The organism is Roseimarinus sediminis, assembly GCF_050433125.1.
Classification (GTDB): Bacteria; Bacteroidota; Bacteroidia; order Bacteroidales; family Prolixibacteraceae; genus Roseimarinus; species Roseimarinus sediminis.
This window is the reverse complement of record NZ_JBNPXV010000001.1, coordinates 124,144-142,656: the sequence shown is the minus strand read 5'-3', so window position 1 is coordinate 142,656 and position 18,513 is coordinate 124,144. Positions and strand designations below refer to the sequence as shown.

Below are 18,513 nucleotides of genomic sequence, written 5' to 3'. Positions count from 1 at the left end.
GGCAAGAGTGAATTTCATGGTGGAAAGAAAGACTCATCCCTGGTGCATAAAAAAGGGAGCCGCTAAAGTTGCAGGGCTCCCTTCAATTTAAAATAGCTTTAAAATGAACTTAACGAATGATGATTCTTCCGGGATAAGTTCTGGTACTTGTTTTTGCGTGAATCAGGTACAGGCCTTTGGGCAGCGTACCGGGCTCAAGCCTGATTTCAAAAGCATCCACATCGAGCTGTTGAAGGCGTTGGCCTGTCATGCTCATGAAGCTCACCGATTCAAGTTGGTGCCTGCTGTTTTGCAAGGAAATCACAATGCTGCCTGACGACTGCTGGTATGCGATTAGTTGAGCATTCAGTGCCGGCAGGTGGTCGACCGTAGTAAGCGGTGTGCCACAGTCGACGGCTATAGGGTCGCTGGCACTTTGGGTCGATTTGATTTCGAGATAGTCGATGTTGGGCAGCCCGTCGGCGCCGGTCGCTTCGAGCCGGAGTTCCACCACTCCCCGGGGCAGATCGATGTCGAGTGCATTTTCATTCCAGTTGGTCCAGTCGCCGGTGCTGGTAAACGGTAGCTGTGCAAGTTCCTCACCGTTGAGCAACAATTTACCGGGTCGGTCGCTGGTGCCTGCATAACGCCAGTTAATGGTGTATTCCGAGGCTTCGGGAATGCTGACTCTCCAGTTGATTCCCTTGCCTGTTTCATTGTCGGTATTGGCATAGCCCGCACCGGTAAAGCCCGCATTTTTATCTTCAAGCTCAATGCCGTCGACACCACAATATCCGGTCGTCATTTCCTGAATTATCATGCTGCTTCCAACTTCGATCGAAACAATTTCCGATGCTGTTGAATTGTTAAGATTGTCGTAAGCGATGGCCTGTATCATATATTTCCCCGAAGGCAGGTTGTGTAGTTCAAGCTCATAGGGTGCACTGTTTACTTCTCCTTCAGGCTGATCGTTCACCATAAAGCTGACCTTTACAATTTCACCGTCGCTGTCGCTGGCCTCAGCCAGGAGTCTGATGGTGCTGTTGCGCCCGTACATGCTTCCGCTCACCGGCTCAATCAGTTCAACATGCGGCTTTCCTTCATCAACAGAGAAAGTTACCGGAGCCGACGTGGTACTGTTTCCATCGGCATCGAGCGCGATGGCTTTAATGGTGTAGCTGCCGGTGCTCAGTCCTTCAATTTGATAGCTGTAAGGCAGATCACTCAGTTTGACTAAGAAGTCATCGTTGAGGTAGAGCTCCACCCCGTCGAGTGTTTCGCCATAGTCGGATGCGCTGATGGCCACATTAACAGGAAGTCCCAGGGCTTTTACCGAGTTGTTGACTGGTTCGGTGATGTAAACCGTTGGATTTCCGTCGCCACTGGCAGCCCAGATGTTTTGGCGGGGTGCTTCGGCCATGCCGTGACCCAGAAAAAAACTGGTGTGTGGTGGCTGGTTGTATCCGGCGTTTTGCCAGGCAATGCTGGTACGGTATTGCGGATCGTGCATCAGGGTATAGATGCGGTGCTCGCTGGGCTGTGTTGTTGTATAAATACGTAATTTTTGATTATCGGTTGTTCTGAATACCACTTCTTCGCGCCAGTCACCAAGTAGGTCGGCACTGAGCGCCGGTGTTTTTTTGGTGCCATTGTTCGAGGTACAGCCCGAAGCATTGAGCAGTGTTCCTCCACCGTATTTGGTGATGGAAGTGCCATCGAGCAATTCGCGCAACAAATCACCATCCCACCAAATGGCAAAATTGATGGAGGGGCGGTTGGTACTCACCTGTTCTCCTTTGGCATTGTACACACCCAGTCCTGCCGATGCCCAGCTTTCGGCACCGGGATGATCGGCCATGATGTCGGCAATCAGTGCCCTGCCTACATCCTGGTTGCTCTTGTGTTGCCAGATGATGGCGCCGGTGGCCGCATCCCTGAAGCTAAGGCCATTCACTTTGTCTTCGTGTGGTTGCAGCACTTCCAGACCGGGCCGTTCGGGATCGAAGTCGCTCACATGCAAGGCATCGCCGTGATGGAGGCGGGTGGTGTAGAGGCCGTTTCCATCGTCATCGATGGTGCAGGCGCCGTATACAATCTCGTCTTTGCCATCGGCATCCACGTCGTTCACCGAAAGGCTGTGTGTACCCTGCCCTGTATAGTCTGCATTTTCGCCCGTTGTCAGGTCGGCTTTAAAGTGCCAGCGTTCCTGCAGTTGTCCGTCTTTGTAATCCCAGGCAGCAATGGAGGTTTTTCCGCGGGAAGCTCCATTCCAGTTGCCGGTATAGTAACCACGGGTCATGATAATGCTGGGGTGAATGCCGTCGAGATAGGCTACTCCGGCCAGAAAGCGATCGACCCGGTTGCCGTAGGTGTCTCCCCACATTCCTACCACACCACGGGGTTCCAAATAATCGACCGTTGATTCGGCTTTGCCTGTTAAACCATTGAACACCGTGAGGTATTCGGGGCCTTCCAGAATGTAGCCGCTGGCATTGCGGTAGTCTTTTGTAGCATCGCCAATTACATTGCCCAGAGCATCGGTGGTGCCGTCGGCTGTTTTGCAAACCACTTCGGCCATGCCATCGCTATCGAAATCGTAAACCAAAAACTGGGTATAGTGTGCACCGCAGCGGATGTTAATGCCCAGATCGATGCGCCACATCAGGGTGCCGTCGAGCTTATAGGCTTCGAGCTTGGGCTGGCCGGTAATTCCGCTTTGTGAATTGTCTTTGCCGTCTTTGGTCATTTTCACCACCAGCTCGTAGATCCCGTCACCGTCGAGGTCGCCGGTTGAGCAGTCGTTGGGCTCATAACCTGCCGGGGTTTGCAAGGGTATTTCGAGAAAATTGTTGGTCCAGGGACTTACCATGTCCGAAACTTCTTCGGTACTGTTCACTGTTTTTACATGATACAACGACGTTGAAGTTCCACCTGCATCGATGTAGTTGGTTTTGTCGGTAATCGGACTTTCATTTATTTTTTCATGGTCGCGGTACACATCGAAGGCAATTTGCTCATCGTCGGTGCCGAGCAGGCGCCAGCTCAAAAACACGCCCTGATCGGTTGAGACGGCCACCAGACCGCGGTTCAGTCGCTCTACCTGCCGCTGGGCCTGGCTGGTATTCAATGAAAATAAAAGCAGTATGCTAATGAGTAAAGATGTAATTTTGAAATAGATATTCATTGCTAAAGTTTTAATATATTAAATATTAACGGGGGGTAAGTTTAGTCTTTTTTGTAAGAAGTTACAAGGAAGAAATGCTTCAATGATTACACGCTGTTAAAAACCTACAAGTACGACCATTTATACCAGCCCGATGCCCAAACAGCAGCGTATGAAGTAGAAGCGCGTTATCTGTTCTCGAACAACTCCGGAACAGAATTATCGGTTTGGCGCAAAGGTATTGACAACAACCAATGGTCGGTTGAATTTATTCAGGTAGAAGAATGAATCTTTATTCGTTGATATAACTGAGCAACTTATTAAATTGATTCTGTTCAACAAAAGCATCCTTGCCTTTTTCATCCAGATACCAGGTAAAATCAATTTTTTCGTCAGAAGAGTTGGTTAGATGGTTCTCAAATAAAACGAGCAATCCCTTACTTTTTGCGACAATGTACCAGTTGGAATTTTTCTGATGTGTTCGTTTGACCAGGTCGGTAGCAGTTAATGATCCAAAATGTTCAACAACCAGATCGAGCATATCAATCTCATTATCACTAAATTCATCATCGGAAAAGTCGGTAATGGGCCTAATGTAAGTAGAATCAGGCTTCTTTTCAATAGTGATATAATTCTTTAGTAAAATTGGTTCGTCAGATAAATCAATAAAAATATCCCGGGCAACCGGACCAGCTTGCCATACCTCGAATTCAAGATTTAGAAATGGCAATTGATATTTTTTCACAAATGACTCTTCTAGAAGATACAGAAGTTTCAAGAGCTTTGTCTTGGATAAGTTAGGAATCCTTTCAGCCAAATAAATAATCGTATTCCCAATTTTTTCTATATCACTTCTGGAATAAGTTTTCATGTTTCAAAAATACTAAAATTAGTTTACTCGATCGATATTAAAGCCCAAAATCAAATCAGTATATTGAAAACCAACAAATAAAGTAGAGATTCACTGATCCCGAACCTGCCATAAAAGTTTCTATTCTCAATTTTTTAAATATCAATGTAAAGAAGAGACGATACCTCTTCCGTATCGTCTCTTTTCAGCATTGATTTAATTGTCTTGTGCAAAGTCGGTGCGTTCAAACCATTGGTCCAATGTTTTACCATAGCCCTCAGCCTGTTCAACCGCATAATTGGGTATGGGGAAATTTAGTTTACATGATTTTAGTTTTTCAATGAAGGTTGATACCGTCCTTTCACGACGATTTGATCGCCCGAATCATCCACTTCAAACAGGTGCGGTATGCGCACATAGCGGCCATTTACGTCCTTGTGACTATGCGCCGACATCAGCAGTTTTCCCTCAAAGGTGCGGAACAACATACCGTGCCCGAAGTTGGGTGGTGTAATCGGATCTTTTTCCTGAATCCACGGGCCATCCAATGTGCCACTTTCGGAATAGGCCACCCCCTGCACATAGTCGCTGAAAACCCAGCTGGTCCAAATCATTCCCAATTTTCCTGTTTGGGTTTTGAACAGATAGGGTCCGTCGGTCACCTTGTTGGGGATCACACGGCCATTTTCTTCTTCCTTGCTCCAGGGTGAATCGTAAGCAAAAAACAGTATTTTCCTTTTTCCGGTGGTACCACTTAAGTCGGGTTTCAATTCAATTTTTTCCATGGTGCCGTTCCAGTTGATCAACCATTCGCCGCAATAAACCATGTAGGGTTTACCATCGGCATCGACCCAAAAGGTGCCATCTAAAGTAGGCAGGTCGGCAGGCAAATAGGTTTCATCTTCCATGGGAACATAGGGGCCATCGGGTCGATCGCTTACCAGAATATGGCTGGCGCGACGGTGAATCGCATTTCCTTTTACCGAATCGATTACTACATCGCGGTTGGTGAAAGTGGCGAAATAATAGTATTTGTCTTTGTACTGATGCAATTCGGCTGCCCAAATCATGGGGCGAGGACCCATCCACGAATCGGGATCGGTTTTGGTAACCACGTAAGGGCCTGTCCATTTGGCCAGGTCTTTACTTTTCCATAACAGGCCACCGGTTCCGGTCATGTAATAGGTCGAAGTACTTTTATCGGCCAGAATGGCGGGGTCGCTCAAGCGGATGGAATCCAGCGGAATGTTTTCTTTAATTTCCGGTTTCCAGCCCTGGGCAAAGATGGCTGTAACGCTTAGCAGCATGAATAAGGTTGTCAGAAGTCTCATAATAATCAGAATTGTAGTTTCATTTGATAATGTTCAGCCAGCCTTTGGGCTTCTTTTTTCGTTAACTGAATGATGGCTCCGTGTTTGGGAGAAGTGAAATTGGTGGTTTTCATTGTTCCCGCATTAAAGTGCCCCAGGTCTGTAAAGTTTACAAAGTCAGTCGTCTCGACAAAGCCAAAGTTGTGGGGCTGAATGCTGAAAACATCATACATCAAAACATATTGCTCGCTGTCGATGCGTTTCCAAACATTGGGTGCTTCACAGGCTCCCGGTTCCTTGTCAACCCATGCTGCTTCGTATTGATAATCTTTGTTGATATAGTCGGAGAAGGCCATTTTGATGCCTCCCGGTCTTTCCTGTGCCACGTACATCATGCAATAGCGCCCGTCGGGCAGAGGCGTGATGTCGGCATCCAAAATCTGTATGCTTGAATCGGGGTATTCGAACAACGATTTGGGTTGAGTGATGAGTTTGGTGAAATCATCGTCGGTGTAGGCATAATACAATTTGGTAAGTCCGTGCTCCATGCGCATGGTAAAATAGATCATCATTTTATCTTCCTCCGGGTCATAGATGGTTTGGGGCGCCCAGGCACAACCCATCTCTTCGTAGCCCTCAAAAGCTTCATCGAAAAGGAAATTACTGTGTGTCCAGTTAATCAGATCGTACGATTTCATCAGCACAAAACCACGGTTGTTTCCCCAGTCGTATTTTTCCTGTGGCCTTTCCCAGGTCGTTTCGCGATACCCCAGTTGTTTGGCAAAAAGGTGAAGATCGGTCATCACCACATAAAAGGCACCATCGGGACCTCTTGAAATGTGCGGGTCACGAATCCCCTTCTGACTGGCAATGGTATCACCCGCCACGATGGGCTGTGCATTGTTCACATCGGTAAAAGTATAACCATCGGTACTGAGTGCCATAAACAGGCTATGCGTGGGGTCGGTAAAATAAACCAACAGGTAGGCTTCCATTTTTTCGTCCTGTGCCTTTTTTGTTGGATTGCAGGCCACTGCTGTAAACAATACAACGATTAAAAATAATAGTCGGCTGAAATTCAGTAGTCGTGTATTCATATTTTTGATTTGTTGTTATTGATCAATCTTTTCGACGCCTTTAGTTGTCATCAGAACTGGTTGATACATCCCGTTTTCATCAAAATCCAGTTGGTCGATACACATGCTGCGGCTGTAACTTCCACCATCGGTCTGGATGCCCCCGTTGTGGTAAATAAAGTACCAGCTGCCCTTGTATTCGACGATCGACTGATGGTTGGTGTTGCTGTTCCCTGCAATTTCGTTGATGATGCCTTTGTAGGTGTAGGGCCCATCCGCTTTATCACTCACCGCAAAAGCGATGCGTTCGGGAAAGCCAATGGCAAACGACATCAGGTAGAGGCCGTCCTTTTTATGCACCCAGGGTGCCTCGGTAAAGGGAAACTCCATATCGCCTTCTATTTCAATGATTTTTACGCCATAGTCGGTATCGTACGATATCATGTCTTCATTTAACTTCACCGCCCAGCAGGCACCATTTCCCCAATACAACCATGCCTGACCATCGTCGTCGATAAAAGCGGCCGGATCGATGGTACGCCAGCTATGTGTTTTGCCCGGACTGTTTTCGTTGGTCAGCAGTGGTTTGCCCAATACATCTTTGTAAGGCCCCTGAGGGCGGTCGGCCACCGCAACGCCTATGCCCGAGGTGTTGGTGCTTACATACCAGTAAAATTTTCCGTTCCGTTCGATTACATGGCCTGCATAGGCAAACTCACCGCTGTTCCATTTAAAATCATTAGCAAACAGCGGAATGTCGTATTCAATAAAATTTTTCATGTCGGTGGTGGCAAAGCAGCACCAGTTTTTAATTTCGTAAAACTTCAGGCCTCCTCTGGCATCTTGTCCGGTGAAAATAAAAAGGGTATCGTTATGAACCAGTGCAGCAGGATCGCAGGTGTATTTGTGGGTAACTACCGGGTTGCCTTTTGCCTCCCAGCTATTGATAATATTGGGTTGGGAGTAGCCATATAAAATGCTAAGCAGGCCTGCCAAAATTGTGAATGATTTCCTAATTGTGTGATGCATCGCTGAATCATTAAAAATGAATAAAAACTTTTTTTCCTCTATTTGCTTTTAAGCAATGAAACATCGTCGACCAGACAAAAAGCACCGGCTTTTCCATCGGACAGGAAGCCAATTTCAACTTCATTGTTTTCAACTTTTATGTTGTCAATGCTGATGGTGGTCCAGTTTTCGTTTGCTTCTTTCACATCTACCTCGAAATGTTTATCTCCTGATTTCGCGTACATTTCGAGTTGATTGAAGCCTCCGCTGCTTCTAACTTTCGCGGTCAGTGTATACGAACCATTTTCGAAGCGCACGTAGGGTGAGGAGCCGATTTTTTGAGATACTTTTCTTACAAAGTCCACGCGGTCGCTCATGTTCAGGCTGCGCTCGCCAATTACCAGCTTTCGCTCTTCCTGTGTATTGGCATGGTTGAGTACTGGCGAAAGGGAGTCGAGCGAGATTTCTGTTCCTTCGATTACGGTCGTTTCCCATCCCAGCAGCCTGGTTTGTACCGGTTTTACCGGGCTTGGCATTTGTTTTCGGTCGGCTTCGAAACTGGGATTTTTCACCCAGTTGTTGTCGTCGGCTACCTGCCATTCGCCGCTTGCTGCATTCAGGTTCCACGAATTCAACGAATTAAAGTAAGGTTCGTCACCATCGAACGATAAGGGGCACCATTGGTTGTAGCCCAGTCCGTTCCCGGCAAAATTGGCCCAGCGGTCGCCACAAAAGATGACTGTTTCCTGTTGGGTACCGCGAACAGTAACAAAGAAGCCGGTTTGAGAAATATGGGCATAATCGTCTTCAGCACCCGGGAAAATCTGCATGTCGTTTTCGGGCAGGTAAGGGCCCCAAATATCGTCGGCTTTAAGATAGTAAGCATTGGAGCCATCCCAGCCATAAAGTTGAGAAGCAGCCAGGTAATATTTGCCTTTGTATTTGAACATGCAGTTGCCCTCGCGGCCGGCACCTCTGAAAACCTGTTTATAATCCAACAAGGTAATGGTGTCATTTTTCATCCCGATTTCGGACAGGTAAATTTTATTTCTCCCCCGACCGTAACTGTAAACGAGGTACGATTTGCCGCTGTCTTCGTCGGTAAATACCGTCTGATCTCCGGTGTTGGGTGTACCAATCCAGCTTGTCATATCTTTTCTGTGCTGCTTTTTGAATGGTCCTAAAGGAGTATCGGCAGTTGCAAAAAGTACACTGGAATTGTATTGAATGATCAGCACATATTGCTTTGCTTCTTCTACCCAGGCCACGCCCATGCGTCCCAGCCAGCCCCGGCGCTGGCCCGTGTCTCCAAATACTTCCCCGGGAGTTAACACATTGGCTTCAAACTCCCAGTTGACTAAATCGCTTGACGTGTAACAGCTTACACCTTCGAAATTATTTCTTTCCTGCGTAACCGACGGGTCCTTTCTGTACATTTCGGCTTGTTTGTAATGCACACCATACCAGTAGTATTTTTCTTCTCCTGTTTGGGGATCTGCAAATTTGAAAATACCACCGCCCTGACTATAAATGGGCTGGCCGTCGCGGGTATCCCAGAAACGATCGTTTTTGATGTTTTGAAACTGTGCAGCGCTTTCCCTGCTTCCTGTAAGCGCAATTAATAATACAAGTAAAATGAATTTAATAAAGCCTTGCGTAGTGCTCATCGTGTAAAATTGTTGTTTTAATGGTTTGTTGCTACTGATGACTTATTGCTTCTTAAAGTTATTTTTTTAATTCGAATATCCCAATCAGGCAGTGCATGTTCTTATTTGGCTTCGATGTTTATAACCGCACTTTTTAAACCGTCAGAAACTGCCTTTACACTTATTGTTCCAGGCTTTTCAGATTGGATAATGGCCAGGCACAAGCCGTTAAACGCTTTACGTTCTTTGGCCTTGGGCGATGACAAATCGCTCATGTTGCCACTTTCAACACCTATAATGGTTGCTCCCTCCACCTCAAAGCGGACGAGGTTGCCGGCTGTAGGAACCATGTTGCCATCTTTGTCGAGTATTTCTACAGTAAGATGGGCTACATCGGTGGGATCGGCCTTGATCACTTCACGGTCGGAGGACAGACGGATTTGAGCAGGCTCACCGGCTGTTACCAGGCGACAGGTATATTCTTTCCCGTCCTTCTTTCCTTTGGCAACCAGTTCGCCGGGTTCATAAGGCACATCCCACGAAAGGTGCAGATCGCCGGTCGAAGTATGTACTTTCCCGTCCTCGGGTTGATTCCATTGCTCATTATTGCCTTTGCGTGGAAATTCCAAAAACTTTTCACCGTACGATTTTCCATTTAGGAACAACTCCACCGAATCGCAGTTGGTGTAACAAATAACAGGAACAATCTGGCCTTCCCTGCCTTCGAGATTCCAGTGAGGTAGAAGGTGCAGGGTGGGATCTTCGGTCCAGATACTTTTAAAGAAATAGTAGCCGTCTTTTTTAAAGCCACAATTGTCAAGGTATCCCGAAGAAGCTCCGCGGGATGGCCAGCGCCACGACTCGCCGTAGTAATCGATGCCGGTCCACATGAAATCTCCGATCACGTAATCGTAGAGCATCGTAAATTTCCAGCGTTGCTCCACATCAATGGGGCGTCCCTGAGCGTAGGCGGCCTGTATTTTTTCAGGGTTTCTGCCAAGGAAGTAGGCTCCGCGCACACCACCCATGCCGGTCGATTCGGTGGCCACTACCCTGCGCCCGGGATGTTGCTGTTTGTCGTGGTGATAGTACAACTCCCTGCGCTCATGCCAGCGGTCGGGATAGTTGTAGCCTACAATTTCGTTTTCAAATTCGGCGAGGTAGGCTTCCGATGCAGGACTATCATCAGCCGCGATCCGGTCGTTTCCGGCAGTAACCAATCTGGTTGGATCGGCCGCTTTGCAAAGGTCAATCATTTTGCGGGCCAGTTCGGGTCCTTCTTTCGATGACTGGTCGGGCACCTCGTTGCCAATGCTCCACATCACCACCGAAGGATGGTTTCTGTCGCGGTATACCATGGCTTTCAGGTCTTCCAGGTGCCATTCTTTGAAATAGCGTTGGTAGCTAAAGTCGCGCTTGCCATGAATCCATTCGTCAAAGGCTTCGTCCATCACCAGGAAACCCAGTTGATTGCAGAGCTCGTAAAACTCAGGAGCCATTGGATTGTGGGCGGTACGGATGGCATTACAGCCACCTTCTTTCAATATTTCGAGGCGGCGTTCCCAAACCCTTTCGGGAACGGCAGCACCAACCGGACCACCGTCGTGGTGCAGGTTAACACCTTTCATTTTTACCTGCTTGCCATTCAGTAAAAAGCCCTTGTCTACGTGGTATTCAATGGTGCGAATGCCCAGGGTATTGAATACACAGTCGCTTTCTTTGCCGTCGACCAGTATCACCGATTGGAGGGTGTACAAATTGGGCGATTCAACCGACCACAGCAGGGGAGCAGCTACCTTCATCTCTTGTTCTGCCTTCATCGTACTTTTGGCATTGACAGGAATCGATGTGGTGACAAAAGCGACTTCATTTCCTTCCGTGTCGAGCAGGGCATGCCGGATGGCCACCTCCTGCACGGCATGCTGGTTTTCGTTCACCACCGATGCTTCAACATGAAGAATGGCGCTTTCGTTTTCAATGGATTTGGTGTAATAAAAGACACTCCATTTTTCAAAATGCAGTGGATTGGTTTCCACCAGGCGCACATGCCTGTAGATGCCCGAACCGGTGTACCAACGCGAATTGGGCTGTTCCGAATTATCCACCCGAACAGCAAGCACGTTGCCTTTGCTTTTGAGCAATCCGCTCAAATCGTACGAGAAACTGGAGTATCCGTAAGGACGTTTGCCCAGGTATTCACCGTTTAACCACAGCTCACTGTTCATGTGTACGCCATCGAACTCAATGGAATATTTCTTGTCGGGATTAAATTTTGCTACATCGAATGTTTTGCGGTACCAGCCAATTCCGGTGGGGAAAAAGCCAATGTTCCCGCCGCCGGGTGCATCCCTGTCGTTTTCGAGCTCAATGCTCCAGTCGTGGGGCACACTCAGGCTGCGCCAGGCAGCATCGTCAAATGCTGAATTTGAGGCTTGGGGAAAATCGCCCAGGGCAAACTTCCAGTTGGCATCGAAGTTGGTAATGACACGGCTCTTGCTTTGCTGGGCAAATACCACCATGCCGGTGAAAATGAAAATGAGTGTTAGAAGTTTCTTCATGTCTTATGCTTGATTAGTTGTTGTACTGTTCGTAAAATGCAGGATAAATATCGATGTGCTTGTTGGTAGCTCCGTCGCGATCGAACAAGCCTCCCCAACGGGGCGATGTTGGCTCCCAGATAAACGTTCCCAGTCCCATTCCATTGGGGATGTTCCGAACGATGTCGTTAATTTCTTTTCTGTTTTCGTGGTATTCAACCACAAAGATGGGTTTGTTGTAGCGTTTAACCAGGTCGTTGAGGTTCGCTTCGAGGTCTTCGAGGGTGCCGTGGTATTCGGGGTAGTACGACTGGCCAATGACGTCGAATTTCACATCGCGGCTGATAATTTTGTCGAAGAAAGCCACCGATTCGGGGTTTTGCCCGCCGCAGGCAATGTGCACCATCACGGTAATGTCGGGATCGGCAGCCCGCACTGCTGCACTGGCACAACGCAAAAGCACGCAAAAGCTTTCCATTTCTTCTGTTGAATTCACTTTCTCTTTTCCATCGGGAAGTTTACCGATGGGCCAAAGCATGCCGTTGTTAATTTCGTTTCCAACCTGAACCATATCGGGCCGTACGCCTTCGTCGATAAAGCGTTGTAGGGTTTCGTTGGTGTAGCTGTAAATTTTGCCTTCGAGGGCCGAGCCATGCAGCTCCTTCCATGCCGATGGGGTAAATTGTTTACCCGGGTCGGCCCAGGTATCACTGTAGTGGAAGTCGAGCAGGAACTTCATCCCCGAGGCTTTTACCCTTTTGGCCATAGCAAGTGTCTTTTCCAAACCGCAATAGCCTTCACCACCCCGTGAATAACCATTTTCAGCATCGGGATCGACAAATAAGCGTAAGCGAACCCAGTTGAACCGGTGGTCTTTTAAGATTTCAAGCACGTCCTTTTCAAGGCCCTGGTCTGAGTAAGTTTTTCCTCTGGCTTCTTCCTGGGGAACAAAGGAAATGTCGGCACCAATGACCGGTTTTTCTATATCAACGGTCCGCTCAAAGGGCGGCGCAACATCGGGTTCAAAAGCAGGTTTGGAATACTGTCTGTGCATTTCTGTATATAGGTCAAAGATTTCTTCCGAAGGTTTCCCTTCCCTGTCGAAAAGTACGCGTATGGGTTCCCAGGCCATGGTTCCGTAACCTAAATTATTGGGAACAGACCGGACAATGTCGTTGATATGCCTGATGTTGTCCTTATTGGCACCATATTCGGCCACACAAACCGGCTTGTTGTATCGTTCGGCCAGATCGTATAAATTGAATTTCAGATCGTTGTAGGTTTCGTGCCAGCGTTCGTAGTACGACAGGCCAATGATGTCGAACTCAGCGCCGTAGGTATTCATCTTGTCGAGAAACTCGCGGCACAGGGTGTTCTGTCCACCAAGTGCCAGGTGAACCATCAGTTGGGTTTCAGGTAGCACTTCACGACATGCCTTTTGGCCTGCTTTGTATAAGCGCATCAGTGTTGCCCAGTTTTCTTCGGTGGCATTGTCAAGCACCCTTCCTTCGGGCCAAACCATGCCGTGGCTGATTTCGTTTCCCACCTGAATAATATCCGGCTCAGCACCTGCCTCTTTAAAAGTGCTTAATGCCATTTTGGTATAGTCGTACAAGGCCTTTTCCAGTTCTTTTCCGCTAAGCCCTTCCCATGCCGATGGTTTAAATTGCTTGTCAGGATCGGCCCAGGTGTCGCTGTAATGAAAGTTCAGGGTGAAGTCCATTCCGGCACTTTTTATCCTTTGGGCCATTTTAACTGTTTCTTCGAGGCCACAGAAACCTTCTTTCGAATAACCGTTTTCTGCTTCGGGGTTCACAAAAAGGCGTAAACGGATGTTGTCGAAATGGCTGTCGGCCATGATTTGACAGATGTCCTTCTCCTTGTTGTTTTCATCGTAGTAAATACTTCCCCGTGCTTCCATTTGCGGTACAAAGGAGATGTCGGCACCGATGCTGTGTACAGGTTTTTGGTCACAACTGTTCATCACAAAAAAGAAGAGGAGAAGGAGCGTGAAGACTGGCAGTTTGCCTTTCGATGTTAAGTGTTTTTTTGAATTCATAGGAATAGGTTTAGCGGTCCTTTAAAATCTTGCCGTAACAATGGCTGCTGACTACTTAAGCAAGGTCATCAAACTTAAGCAGTATTTCATTTACAGGATGGTACATTTTGGACAAATAAGGCAACAAATTTATTAGGAAGCGGAAAAAGGGCTTTGCGAAAGTGGGTTGATTGATTAATTTTGGTGCTACCAGCTTTAAGTTTAAAAGCTGAATCAATAGCCAATTCAACAGGTACGGGCCATCATAAATCAAGCACTACCCAATGTTCAGACAATTGAGGACAGGCAAATTTCCTCAAATCAATATTTCCTGCCCCTTTAAATAGCAAAGCTATTGACTTTTTAAATAGTTTGTATTATTTTGTATGTGCTTAAATAATCATTCAGGTCAGGCCTGTACCCCCAAAATTGAAGTCACTTATATCCAGGTCGGTTCAGGCCACACTTCTTGAGTGTTGTAGAAATAATTAAGGGCAAAATGCCGGTTCGAAACAGGCAGTTTGCCCAAAATTGAGTGTCTAACGCGGAGCTTCCGTCGAACAAACACAGGCTCCGGTAAACGGAACAAAAGTATGAATTAAAAGCCAAAATGTCCAACATCTAAAGCATTGAGGCGAAAAATTCGCCAGGTCAATGCATTCATTCCTCCAAGGGGGAATGCCGTTATCTTCCCGAAGGAACTGTTCTTATTCACAGTTTCCTGTCTGCACTATCAAATCAGAACTCCCGAAGGAGTTCTAAAACTCCTCCTGGCTCTTCTGAATTGGCAAGTCTTTCATCAAAAAAAGACAGTTATTACATCAATTCAGCCTGGCAGGAAAGCATGTATGCTTCTCCTGTTAAGCAGTTGAACTTTAATTCTATTCACTATGAATACTTTGAAGTATTATTTGGCAGAGAACTATCTGACACCCGATCCGTCCGATTTCATGGCCCAGGTAAATACCAGCCGGAGCTATACCCTCGACGATGTGGTGAAGGAGATGCTCAGACGAGGCACCTCACTCACAGGCACCGATGTATACGCAGTGCTTAACCTCTTTCATCAGGTGATTGGCGACGTGATTACCGAAGGTTATTCCATTAACCTGCCCCTGTGCAACGGCCAGCCTTCCATCAGCGGCGTTTTCAGCAGTCCGGCCGACAGTTTCGACCCGAACCGGCATGTGCTGAAATACAACCTGAACCCGGGTTTGCTGATTCGCGACGCGATCAGGGAGATCAAAACAGAGAAAATCGACCCGACCGACAAGTCGCCTTACATCGAGCAGTACATCGACGTATTGAGCCATACCACCAACGATGTGCTCACCTCGAAGGGCATCGGCGAGATCCAGGGAAGCCGCATTGCTTTTGATGCGACCGATGAAGAACAGGGCATCTGGCTGGTAGCCACCGACGGCACGGCAACGAAAGTCAGTACGGTAGCCATGAACAAGCCCTCGAAGGTCATTTTCATGGTCCCCGAACTGGCAGCCGGAGAGTACGAATTGTTGCTGAAGGTAAAATATCCCGGAAGCAAAACACTTCGTGAAACGACCCACCGGAAGCTCTTAACCGTTTCAGGTGGAGCTTAAGTAAGTAATGAACGCTGGAAGAGGGCATTGAGCCGATGACCAGTAGCAGGCAGCATGAATCGCTAATGGTTCATGCTGCTTTTTTGATATGGCTTTTACTTGCGGTTTAACAATAAAAAAAACCCTTACCGACTGAGATGAAAAACCCTTACCGACTGAGATACCAAACCCTTACCGACCAAGGTTGTAAACCCTTACCGACCGGGATACCAAACCCTTAGTGATGGATGTTGTAAACCCTTAGTGATGGATTTGGCATTTACCCTGCGGGGTAAGATTTATTGTACTGACTTATTGTCTTCGATGCCACCTGGTGAAAAGTGCCAAAGTAATAATGATGAAAAGCAACAATACAAGCGTACTTTACTCTTTAAGTTTTAGGCTGTGTGTTTGTAGCCCCTCCTTTGCAGGTGAATTGAAGATGCTGAGCTAAGTACTTTCCAGGATGATTTCATAAATACCATCAGTGATTAAGTAATCATTTTCCTACTTTAGTACCTGAAAAAAATAATTTGGGAATGAGAAACAGCAATAAATCAATGGCTATGGCAGACATCGAAAAACATAATGACAACAATGGTTTACAAAAGTTCTCCAACTTTGTAATCTTCAAAACGGTCGATGGCAAGGTAAACATCGATGTGTTTTTTAAGGACGAAACATTATGGCTTACCCAAAAAGCCTTGTCTGTGCTGTTTGAGAAAGATAGGAGTGTAATCAGTAAACATTTAAAAAACATTTTTGAATCGGACGAGCTTGACGAAAAAGTGGTATGTGCAAATTTTGCACACACCACTCAACACGGAGCCATTGAAGGCAAAACGCAAGAGAAAGAGGTTAAATACTATAATCTGAAAGCCATTGTTTCAGTGGGCTACCGTGTAAACTCGCACCGGGCTGTTGAATTTAGAAAATGGGCTACCGGTATTTTACACGAATACATCATCAAAGGCTTTGCCATGGACGATGAGCGCCTGAAGCAAATAAAACATTTCGGGCAGGATTATTTCGATGAAATGCTGGAACGTATCCGAGAAATACGGATGAGCGAACGCCGGTTATACCAGAAAATAACCGATATATATTCTCTTTCAGCTGACTACGACAGCAAAGCAGATATCACAAAACAGTTTTTTGCTACCGTTCAAAATAAACTTCATTGGGCAATTACCGGCAAAACAGCTGCCGAAATAATATACACCGAAGCCGATGCAGCGAAAATTAATATGGGCTTAAAAACATGGAAACAAGCACCTGATGGAAAAATACTAAAAAACGATGTTATCATTGCAAAAAACTACCTGAATGAGGAGCATATCAAGGCATTGGAACGAATTGTAAGTGCCTATCTCGATTTGGCCGAAACAAGGGCAATCAACCGTCAGGTAATGAACATGAAGGATTGGGAGATATTTTTGATCAAATTCCTCGAACTGTCTGACTATCCAATTTTGCGGGATGCCGGTAAAATATCAATGCTTGAAGCAAAGCTAAAGGCCGAAAACGAATATGAAAAATTCAGGGTGGTGCAGGACAGGCTGTTTGAATCGGACTTTGATAAGTTTCTAAAACAGATTGGGGATATAAAAAAGAAATAAGTCCGCCTTCACCCTGTGATGAGGTTTAACTCGTCAATGGCCTGAAACCAATGTTCACGTGCTACCGACTTACAAGTTCAAAAGAAATCAAATTTGTTTTAAGGCGCTTCTTCTCATGGTTGACTTGTTTCGGATTTCATTTTCACGGACAACTATAAGTGTAGGAATACAATTTTACAGACGACTTTATTTGTATTTGTACATTTATTCGATCGACTTTTCGTTGAAAGAAGAAACTAAAATTCAATAAGGTGGTTGTCTAACTTTCTGGCTTGGGAGATTGAGCTGCATTCAATGTGGGACCTGAGTTCCCAATCATCAGTTTTTGCCCCCGATTTAATCGGGGTTTTGAATTTCCATAATGCTTCGATAGGTGTAGGGATAATCTTTCTTCAGGCGATAATTCTGTTGAACCAATGTAATACCGGTCCAGCTTTTTACTGAATATTGTTTTAACGAAGAATTTCATTTTAGTTATCAAAGCTGTATTCCTGCTCCGTAACAGCGCCCAGCCAGACTGCACCTCCCCGGTTGGTATTCATACTCACTGCGAGGTGTGCAAATTTACTATCGGGTGCTGCTCCGTGCCAATGTACCACATTGGGAGGGATCTCAACATAATCGCCTTTTTGCAGCAATTGGGCTGCTTGCCCTTTTGCCTGATAATAACCCTTTCCTTCAGTAATAAAAAGGATTTGCCCTCCCGGATGTGAATGCCAGTTGGTTCTTGCTTCAGGTGCAAAGCTTACATATCCATAACTGGCATGCAGGGCAGTGTCTTTGGCTCCCATCATATTCAACCAAACGGTGCCGGTGAAGTTCGGACTTTTTAGTAATCCACCCTTGGGAAAACAAGGTTCGCTTAGCGCAAGGGGTTCATTGGTGCTATTTTTCATATTGCACGATGCAACAAGAATCACACAAAATAGCAAGCTGTATTTAAAACTATTCTTCATTATCAAATTGGTTTTTATTTATCGGGAGCTAAGCACTTCATTTAACACAAGCTGAGCAGCCTTTGCCTCTTTTTTCCCCACGGTTGATTTGATGACACTCAAAAATTCATTCAATTGTTGGTGGCTGAAACCTAAATTAAGGCAAATGGCCAAATGACTTTTAAGCATGGGTTCGGCACCGCCAATAGCGCTTATTACAGAGATGCTTACTAACTCTCGGTCTGCAAAGGTCAAAACATCGCGGTCGAAAATGTCGGCAAATAAATGCTCTTTTAGAAAGACTTCTATTGTTGGAGCAAAGGCAGCATAAGCGCTTTGTGGCTCGTTTAACGGCCTCCCGATCAGTTCTTCTAAATTTGCTTTTCCCCGGTCATATTTACTTCGTTCATCACTGATTGGTGATGCATCGGCACCCCATTCATCTTCAATTCCTTTTGCCTTTCGCTCATCAAGTACCTCCATTAATGTCTGCAAACCACGAATACTGCGGGGAAATCCGCAATAGGCATACAGGTGTACCATGATTTCTTTGATTTCATTGATGGTCAATCCGGCATCCAGGCCTGCATGCAATTTCGTCTTTAACTCTGACAAATGGCCCATCCCTGCTGTTGAGGCAATGGCAATAATACTTTGTTCTTTTTTACTTAGGTGCTTAAAACTATTGCCAGACTGTGCCAATGTATGGTTTGTGGAAAAAAAGGAACAAACCATCCATACAACGATCCCTAATGTCTTGACTTGTCTCATATTT

Annotated in this window: 12 protein-coding genes; 2 read left to right on the top strand and 10 right to left on the bottom strand. The window is 46.3% G+C overall.

The window, feature by feature from the left end; translation table 11 throughout:
• Positions 1–109: 109 nt before the first annotated feature.
• The 8 genes from FHS86_RS00560 to FHS86_RS00525 all read right to left on the bottom strand — a co-directional run bounded on the left by FHS86_RS00560 (position 110) and on the right by FHS86_RS00525 (position 13,628).
• Positions 110–3,163 carry a rhamnogalacturonan lyase family protein gene (locus FHS86_RS00560; RefSeq protein WP_429410014.1) on the bottom strand — a complete coding sequence of 1,018 codons (3,054 nt, stop codon included), beginning with the start codon at positions 3,161–3,163 and terminating at the stop codon, positions 110–112.
• Positions 3,164–3,434: 271 nt separating this feature from the next.
• Positions 3,435–4,013, bottom strand: coding sequence for a Panacea domain-containing protein (locus FHS86_RS00555; RefSeq protein ID WP_429410012.1), 579 nt, complete (start codon positions 4,011–4,013; stop codon positions 3,435–3,437).
• Positions 4,014–4,321: 308 nt separating this feature from the next.
• Positions 4,322–5,323, bottom strand: coding sequence for a glycoside hydrolase family 43 protein (locus FHS86_RS00550; RefSeq protein WP_429410010.1), 1,002 nt, complete (start codon positions 5,321–5,323; stop codon positions 4,322–4,324).
• A 5-nt stretch (positions 5,324–5,328) separates the two neighbouring features.
• A complete protein-coding gene (locus tag FHS86_RS00545) occupies positions 5,329–6,399 on the bottom strand; it encodes a glycoside hydrolase family 43 protein (protein ID WP_429410008.1) in 1,071 nt (356 codons plus the stop codon).
• A gap of 15 nt (positions 6,400–6,414) precedes the next feature.
• Positions 6,415–7,407: a glycoside hydrolase family 43 protein gene (locus FHS86_RS00540; protein WP_429410006.1), complete on the bottom strand. Its 993-nt coding sequence runs from the start codon at positions 7,405–7,407 to the stop codon at positions 6,415–6,417.
• Between the two features lie 38 nt (positions 7,408–7,445).
• Positions 7,446–9,053: a family 43 glycosylhydrolase gene (locus tag FHS86_RS00535; protein WP_429410004.1), complete on the bottom strand. Its 1,608-nt coding sequence runs from the start codon at positions 9,051–9,053 to the stop codon at positions 7,446–7,448.
• Positions 9,054–9,154: 101 nt separating this feature from the next.
• Positions 9,155–11,590 carry a glycoside hydrolase family 2 TIM barrel-domain containing protein gene (locus FHS86_RS00530; RefSeq protein WP_429410002.1) on the bottom strand — a complete coding sequence of 812 codons (2,436 nt, stop codon included), beginning with the start codon at positions 11,588–11,590 and terminating at the stop codon, positions 9,155–9,157.
• Between the two features lie 13 nt (positions 11,591–11,603).
• The gene (locus FHS86_RS00525; protein ID WP_429409999.1) at positions 11,604–13,628 is read right to left on the bottom strand and encodes a glycoside hydrolase family 53 protein; all 2,025 of its coding nucleotides are present in this window, start codon (positions 13,626–13,628) and stop codon (positions 11,604–11,606) included.
• 869 nt (positions 13,629–14,497) lie between these two features.
• Between FHS86_RS00525 and FHS86_RS00520 the strand changes: the two genes are divergently transcribed.
• Positions 14,498–15,205 carry a DNA-binding domain-containing protein gene (locus FHS86_RS00520; RefSeq protein WP_429409997.1) on the top strand — a complete coding sequence of 236 codons (708 nt, stop codon included), beginning with the start codon at positions 14,498–14,500 and terminating at the stop codon, positions 15,203–15,205.
• A gap of 545 nt (positions 15,206–15,750) precedes the next feature.
• Complete coding sequence (locus FHS86_RS00515; RefSeq protein WP_429409995.1) at positions 15,751–16,803, top strand: virulence RhuM family protein; 1,053 nt, start codon at positions 15,751–15,753, stop codon at positions 16,801–16,803.
• Between the two features lie 470 nt (positions 16,804–17,273).
• Here FHS86_RS00515 and FHS86_RS00510 read toward each other — a convergent pair whose 3' ends face one another.
• Positions 17,274–17,759 carry a cupin domain-containing protein gene (locus tag FHS86_RS00510; RefSeq protein WP_429409993.1) on the bottom strand — a complete coding sequence of 162 codons (486 nt, stop codon included), beginning with the start codon at positions 17,757–17,759 and terminating at the stop codon, positions 17,274–17,276.
• Between the two features lie 18 nt (positions 17,760–17,777).
• Complete coding sequence (locus FHS86_RS00505) at positions 17,778–18,509, bottom strand: carboxymuconolactone decarboxylase family protein (protein WP_429409991.1); 732 nt, start codon at positions 18,507–18,509, stop codon at positions 17,778–17,780.
• Between the last annotated feature and the right edge of the window lie 4 nt (positions 18,510–18,513).

Coding starts and splice junctions, on each gene's coding strand:
- FHS86_RS00560 (WP_429410014.1), bottom strand. CDS start 3,163: ATGAATATCTATTTCAAAATTACATCTTTACTCATTAGCATACTGCTT.
- FHS86_RS00555 (WP_429410012.1), bottom strand. CDS start 4,013: ATGAAAACTTATTCCAGAAGTGATATAGAAAAAATTGGGAATACGATT.
- FHS86_RS00550 (WP_429410010.1), bottom strand. CDS start 5,323: ATGAGACTTCTGACAACCTTATTCATGCTGCTAAGCGTTACAGCCATC.
- FHS86_RS00545 (WP_429410008.1), bottom strand. CDS start 6,399: ATGAATACACGACTACTGAATTTCAGCCGACTATTATTTTTAATCGTT.
- FHS86_RS00540 (WP_429410006.1), bottom strand. CDS start 7,407: ATGCATCACACAATTAGGAAATCATTCACAATTTTGGCAGGCCTGCTT.
- FHS86_RS00535 (WP_429410004.1), bottom strand. CDS start 9,053: ATGAGCACTACGCAAGGCTTTATTAAATTCATTTTACTTGTATTATTA.
- FHS86_RS00530 (WP_429410002.1), bottom strand. CDS start 11,590: ATGAAGAAACTTCTAACACTCATTTTCATTTTCACCGGCATGGTGGTA.
- FHS86_RS00525 (WP_429409999.1), bottom strand. CDS start 13,628: ATGAATTCAAAAAAACACTTAACATCGAAAGGCAAACTGCCAGTCTTC.
- FHS86_RS00520 (WP_429409997.1), top strand. CDS start 14,498: ATGAATACTTTGAAGTATTATTTGGCAGAGAACTATCTGACACCCGAT.
- FHS86_RS00515 (WP_429409995.1), top strand. CDS start 15,751: ATGGCAGACATCGAAAAACATAATGACAACAATGGTTTACAAAAGTTC.
- FHS86_RS00510 (WP_429409993.1), bottom strand. CDS start 17,759: ATGAAGAATAGTTTTAAATACAGCTTGCTATTTTGTGTGATTCTTGTT.
- FHS86_RS00505 (WP_429409991.1), bottom strand. CDS start 18,509: ATGAGACAAGTCAAGACATTAGGGATCGTTGTATGGATGGTTTGTTCC.